This is a genomic window from Rhodococcus sp. BS-15 (assembly GCF_000813105.1).
GTDB lineage: Bacteria > Actinomycetota > Actinomycetes > Mycobacteriales > Mycobacteriaceae > Rhodococcoides.
In genome coordinates, this window is record NZ_BAOX01000317.1 from 1 (window position 1) to 5,409 (window position 5,409).

Sequence of the window (5,409 nt, forward strand, 5' to 3'; positions counted from 1 at the left end):
GCACTCAACCACACCACTGCCGCAGGCACTCAGGCCTTGTCGGGCTCGGATGCCTTGAGCATGTCCTCGCGCTCGACGACCTTCACGCGCTCGCGGCCCTCGGGCTCACCGAGTGAGCGCTCGTGCGCGTCGAGGCGGTACCAACCGTCCCAGGTGGTGAAGGGAACCTGCTTGCCTTCGAGGAACGAGGTGACGGCATCGAGATCCGGCTCGGCCGCGCCGACGAAGCTCGGTGCATCCTCGAGCAGATTCGCGACGGTCTCGTTGGCGTCGCCCTTGGTGTGGCCGATGAGGCCGACGGGTCCGCGTTTGATCCAGCCGGTGACGTACGTGGCCGGAACGGGCGTGGTGGACGACGGGGACTCGACGACGCGGCCGGCCTCGTTGGGGATGGTGCCTGCTTGTTCGTCGAAGGGCAGCTGGCTGATGTTCTGGCTGAGGTAGCCGACGGCGCGGTAGACGGCTTGGACGTCCCAGTCGTTGTACTTTCCGGTGCCCTTGACGTTGCCGGTGCCGTCGAGCTCGGTGCGCTCGGTGCGCAGACCGACGACCTTGCCGTCCGCGCCGAGTACCTCGTGCGGTGACTCGAAGAAGTGGAGGAACAGCTTGTGCGGGCGAGCGCCGACGTCGCGGATGGCCCAGTCCTGCAGGGTGTTGGCGACCATGTCGATCTGCTTGGAGCTGCGGCGGGCCTGCTCGGAGCCCTCGTCGTAGTCGATGTCCTCGGGGGCGACGATGACCTCGATGTTGGGTGAATGGTCGAGCTCGCGTAGCTCGAGCGGGGTGAACTTGGCCTGAGCCGGTCCACGACGACCGAAGACGTGCACCTCGACGGCCTTGTTGGCCTTGAGGCTTCGTAGACGTTGGCCGGGATCTCGGTGGGGAGCAGTTCGTCACCGGTCTTGGCGAGGACGCGTGCGACGTCGAGGGCCACGTTGCCGACGCGAGGACGGCGACCTTCTCGGCGTCGAGCGGCCAGGTGCGCGGCACGTCCGGGTGGCCGTCGTACCAGGAGACGAAATCGGCGGCGCCGTAGCTGCCCTCGAGGTCGATTCCGGGGATGTTCAGGGCGCGGTCCGCGTTGGCACCGGTGGAGAAGATGACGGCGTCGTAGAACCGGCGCAGGTCGTCCAACGTGATGTCGGTGCCGTAGTCGATGTTGCCGAGCAGGCGAACCTGCGGCTTGTCGAGCACCTTGTGCAGGGCGGTGATGATGCCCTTGATACGCGGATGATCGGGAGCCACGCCGTAGCGGATCAGCCCGAACGGCGCAGGCATGCGCTCGAAGAGGTCGATGCTGACGCCCGGTCCGCTGACATTGTGGTCGGACTTCATGAGCGCGTCGGCGGCATAGATGCCTGCCGGTCCGGCACCGACGATGGCGACGCGGAGTGGACGAGTCTGATCGGTCATGTGCAGCGAGCTACCTTCTTCGAGGGAAGTGCGGACACCCCAGCATAAATTAAGGACAACCTGAGCTGGGGCACTGGGCAACTTGCCGGATTTCCCGGTTTCCGGTAGGAATTGCTCTGTGGAGACGACATACCTGGTCCGACGGTTCACCGTCGACTTCTGTCGTACCTGCACCAACATGTGTTGTCGGTGACAAGACCCGACGCCCTTCCCCTCCTCCAGTAGGACGGGACCCCTCTCTCGACGGCAACGCTGCCGAAGATCAGCGCCCGGCCGTGCACGGATTCGAGGACACATGACCACCCTGGAACAGACCGCCACGCTCACCATCGACAAGCTCGGCCCGTCGTTCGGTGCCGAGGTCATCGGCCTCGACGTCGCCTCGGCGACCGACGCGCAGATACACGCCGTGGGCCGCGCCCTCGTCGAACACAAGGTCCTCGTGCTGCGCGGGCAGTCTCTCGACGACGCGGGGCACATCGAATTCGGTCGCAGGTCGGTGATCTCACTGCGGGCCACCCGGTGCACGACAGCGGACACGTCGCCCCCGAGGTCTACGCCCTCGACAGCCAGGACAACGGTTTCGCCGACGTCTGGCACACCGACGTCACGTTCATGGAACGCCCGCCGATGGGTTCGATCCTGCGTCCGGTCGTCCTGCCACCGCACGGTGGCGACACCAACTGGGCCGACAGTCAGCTCGCCTACGAATCACTGTCCGCGCCGGTTCGCACGATGATCGATGGACTCACGGCAATGCACGACGGCAACCGCGAATTCGGCTACTACCTCGCGCAGAAGCGCGGCGGAAAAGGCAACGTGTGGGACGGCAAGGAAGTCACCGCACTGGTCCCCGTCGAACATCCCGTTGTGCGGGTCCATCCTGAAACCGGCCGCAAGGGGCTGTTCGTCAATCCGGGTTTCACCTCCCACATCGTGGGTGTGTCGGAAGCCGAGAGCCGCGGAATCCTGGATCTTCTGTACGCGCACCTGACCAAACCCGAACACATCGTGCGGCACCGCTGGCGGCTGGGCGACCTGGTGTTGTGGGACAACCGCAGCACCTCGCACTACGCCAATCGCGACTACGGCACCGAGCACCGCAAGATGCACCGCATCACGTTGCGAGGAGACATCCCCGTCGGACCCCGGTAGTGCCCGACCCGTCGGATCGAGGAAGATTGGCCGCATGGCGTCGTGGAGTGAGCGTAGGCAGCAGTGGGTCGACAGTCGTGAGGAAGCGCGCAACAACGCGTCCGAGGCGGCTGCGGACTCCGGTGAGCAGCGTCCGCCCAACGCGTGGCCGTTCATCCTCGCCGTCGGCGTCGTCGTGGTGTTGCTCGTCGGCATCTTCGCGGCCTCGAAGCTCGCACCTGCGGAGGACAACGTGACGCAGGCCCAATTGCTCACCGACAGCCTCGACGGGTTCCTCGAAGCGCAGAACACCGGCGACGCGGAGCTGCTGCGTCAGAACACCTGCTTCGATCAGGTCGAGCGCCTGATTCCGGGTGACGATGCGCAGTACCGAACCGATCGGGCCGGCGAGGTCGAGCGCAACGGCGAAACGTCCATCGACGGTGTGCCGTCCGAGTATCAGGTCAACGGCGACCGCGGAATGGTCACGGTCCCGCTGAAGGAAGAGAAATCCGGAGCGCAGACCGACGACGTGTGGAACTTCGTCCGCGTCGACGACAAGTGGCTGGTGTGCAATGTGTGATGTTGCCGGTGGAACGAATTGCGGAAGGCTGGAACAGTGACGTATGCAGGTGACATAACCCCGGAAGCTGCCTGGGAGTTGTTGCAGAGCAACCCCGAGGCCGTGCTCGTGGACGTTCGTACGCGCGCCGAGTGGCAGTACGTCGGAGTTCCCGACACCTCGGGCATCGAACGCCCGACGCACCTGATCGAGTGGGTCAGCTTCCCCGACGGTGCCCGGAACACCAACTTCGTCGACGACTTGAAAGCAGCAGGCGTCGACGGCGATCGGCCGGTGGTGTTCCTGTGCCGTTCCGGTCAGCGGTCCATCGGTGCCGCCGAGGCCGCGACGGCTGCGGGAATCGGCCCGTCCTACAACGTGCTCGACGGTTTCGAAGGTGCCACCGACGCCGACGGCCACCGCGGAGCCACGGGGTGGCGTGCGGTCGGGTTGCCCTGGAGGCAGTCGTGAGCGGAAATCCGAAAGGCGGCGGATTCGACAAGCCCTTGCCCGACGGCGTGGGTCAGGGAACGCTGGGAGTGCGCGGCGGCCTGATGCGATCCGGTTTCGACGAGAATGCCGAAGCCCTCTATCTTTCTTCGGGTTTCGTCTACGAAAGTGCCGGCGCGGCCGAGCAGGCGTTCACCGGCGACATCGATCATTTTGTGTATTCGCGTTACGGCAACCCGACGGTCAAGATGTTCGAGGAGCGGCTGCGCCTGATCGAGGGGGCCGAGGCGTGCTTCGGGACGTCCAGTGGCATGTCCGCAGTGTTCACCGCATTGGGTGCACTGCTGAAGGCCGGTGACCGACTGGTTGCTGCGCGTAGCCTTTTCGGCTCCTGCTTCGTGGTCTGCAACGAGATTCTGCCGCGCTGGGGTGTCGAGACCGTCTTCGTCGACGGCGAGGACCTCGAGCAGTGGGAGCAGGCATTGTCGGTACCGACGACGGCGGTGTTCTTCGAGACCCCGTCCAACCCGATGCAGTCGTTGGTCGACGTTCGACGCGTCTCCGAGCTGGCACATGCAGCCGGCGCAACGGTGGTGCTGGACAACGTGTTCGCGACGCCGCTGCTGCAGCGCAGCCTGGAACTCGGTGCCGACGTGGTCGTGTACTCGGGCACCAAACACATCGACGGCCAGGGTCGGGTGCTCGGCGGTGCAATCCTCGGTTCCAAGGAATACATCGATGGTCCTGTGCAGACTCTGATGCGGCACACCGGTCCGGCGTTGAGTCCGTTCAACGCCTGGACGCTGCTCAAGGGGCTCGAGACGATGCCGGTGCGGGTGCGGCATTCGGTGAACTCCGCGCTGCAGATCGCCGAGTTCCTCGAAGGTCATCCGTCGGTGCGCTGGGTGAAATATCCCTTCCTACAGTCGCATCCGCAGTACGAGCTGGCCAAGTCGCAGATGTCGGGCGGGGGCACCGTGGTCACGTTCGAGCTCGACGCTCCCGAGGGTGAGGGCAAGAAGCGTGCCTTCGAGGTGCTCGACGCATTGCGCATCGTCGACATCTCCAACAACCTCGGGGACTCCAAGACACTGATCACCCACCCGGCAACCACCACGCACCGAGCGATGGGGCCGGAAGGCCGTGCGGCAGTGGGCATCACCGACGGCGTCGTGCGTATCTCGATCGGCCTCGAGGACACCGAGGATCTGATCGGAGACCTGGACCAGGCGCTGAAGTAGTCGGCACAGCGTACGAATCGGCGCCCCACGCGAAGATCGACGCCCCGTTCGACGGGTGTGGATCACTGCGCGGGGCGTCGATTGCGTGATGCCGACGAATCGACGTCACTGCTCGAAGACGCTGAGCACCGTTCTGAATTTCGCTGTGGTTTCGTCGAGTTCGGCGTCGGGATCCGAGTCCGCGACGATGCCGCCGCCGGCAGTGGCGGTACCCGAAAGCCCGTCCGCCGAGAGCTCGATGCAGCGAATGGTGACCATCCACTCGCCGTCGCCGCTGCCGTCGGTCCATCCGACGGCTCCGGCGTAGAAGCCGCGGGATCCTTCGACGTTCTCGATCGTGTTCATCGCCGCAGCTCGGGGCACCCCGGCGACGGCGGCGGTGGGGTGCAGCGCCAGCGCGAGGTCGAGCGCGGAGGTCGAGGTATCGGCCAGGGTGCCGACGATGGGCGTCGACAGGTGCCACAGCTGCGGCGTACTGCTCAACTGTGGCGACTCGGGCACCTCGAGTGTCTCGCAGAACGGCGTCAACGCAGCCTTGATCTCGTCGACCACGAAACGATGTTCGGCCTGATCCTTCGCACTGGCCGCCAAGGCTGCGGAGATGCGCGA

Annotated in this window: 4 protein-coding genes and 2 pseudogenes; 4 read left to right on the forward strand and 2 right to left on the reverse strand. The window is 65.4% G+C overall.

Annotated elements, in window-relative coordinates; genetic code table 11:
- Positions 1-29: 29 nt before the first annotated feature.
- Positions 30-1,413: pseudogene (locus tag RHBS_RS23725) on the reverse strand (FAD-dependent oxidoreductase).
- Positions 1,414-1,708: 295 nt separating this feature from the next.
- On the opposite strand from RHBS_RS23725, the pseudogene RHBS_RS23730 reads away from it, so the two are divergent.
- The 4 genes and pseudogenes from RHBS_RS23730 (at position 1,709) to RHBS_RS23745 (ending at position 4,800) form a co-directional block, all read left to right on the forward strand.
- A pseudogene (locus RHBS_RS23730) lies at positions 1,709-2,568 on the forward strand (TauD/TfdA dioxygenase family protein).
- 34 nt (positions 2,569-2,602) lie between these two features.
- On the forward strand, positions 2,603-3,130 hold the full coding sequence (locus RHBS_RS23735) for a hypothetical protein (RefSeq protein WP_121872219.1): 528 nt from the start codon (positions 2,603-2,605) through the stop codon (positions 3,128-3,130).
- A gap of 36 nt (positions 3,131-3,166) precedes the next feature.
- The gene (locus RHBS_RS23740; protein WP_037190430.1) at positions 3,167-3,580 is read left to right on the forward strand and encodes a rhodanese-like domain-containing protein; all 414 of its coding nucleotides are present in this window, start codon (positions 3,167-3,169) and stop codon (positions 3,578-3,580) included.
- Positions 3,577-4,800: an O-succinylhomoserine sulfhydrylase gene (locus RHBS_RS23745; RefSeq protein ID WP_121872960.1), complete on the forward strand. Its 1,224-nt coding sequence runs from the start codon at positions 3,577-3,579 to the stop codon at positions 4,798-4,800. The genes RHBS_RS23740 and RHBS_RS23745 overlap by 4 nt, the downstream gene beginning before the upstream one ends.
- Before the next feature lie 105 nt (positions 4,801-4,905).
- Here the strand turns inward: RHBS_RS23745 and RHBS_RS23750 are convergent.
- Positions 4,906-5,409 (reverse strand): chorismate-binding protein (locus tag RHBS_RS23750; protein WP_187298612.1); only part of this gene is annotated, 504 nt, incomplete at its 5' end.